Annotated in this window: 1 protein-coding gene; it reads left to right on the forward strand. The window is 68.3% G+C overall.

What is annotated here, in order from left to right:
* Positions 1-136: 136 nt before the first annotated feature.
* The coding region (locus tag ACTWPW_RS64585; RefSeq protein ID WP_443175095.1) for a DDE-type integrase/transposase/recombinase at positions 137-542 on the forward strand (406 nt) is incomplete at its 3' end.

The following is a 542-nucleotide window of genomic DNA, read 5'->3' on the forward strand; positions in this document are numbered from 1 at the left end:
TCCTCTACTGCCTCGATGACCAGGGCAGACAGCCCCGCAAATACCACACCCGCAAGATCGTCGATCTTCAGCACGGCCCAGCCTGGCAGGGATCACTCAGTGCCACCACCGATTACGGGCCAGAGCCCGGCAACCGATGGTGCCGTTCGGTCGCGCAGGTGCCCACCGCCGCCGACCTGGTCGACCGCGGCTTCGCTCGCACCGGGCCAGATGGCTGTGGCTTACCGACATCACCGAGCATCCCACCCGGGAGGGGGAGCTCTACTGCTGCGTCGTGCTGGACGTCTACTCCCGGCGCGTGGTCGGCTGGTCGATCGACTCGACCCGGGCCGCCACCTTGGTGCCCAGCGCGCTGGGCATGGCCATCACCGATCGCGACCCACAGCCCGGCACGGTGATCCACTCTGACCACGGGGTGCAAGGCGGATTCAACCGGTCGTCGCAACACCTTGATCACGGAGGTGTGCGATGGGCGGGAATACCAAGCTGGAGCGGGTGCCTGAAGGGGCGCGGAGGCAGTGGGCGGCGGACCGGGCGCTGCG

Origin of the sequence: Nonomuraea sp. KM90, from assembly GCF_052246675.1 — a bacterium.
In the GTDB taxonomy this organism is placed as follows: Bacteria; Actinomycetota; Actinomycetes; order Streptosporangiales; family Streptosporangiaceae; genus Nonomuraea.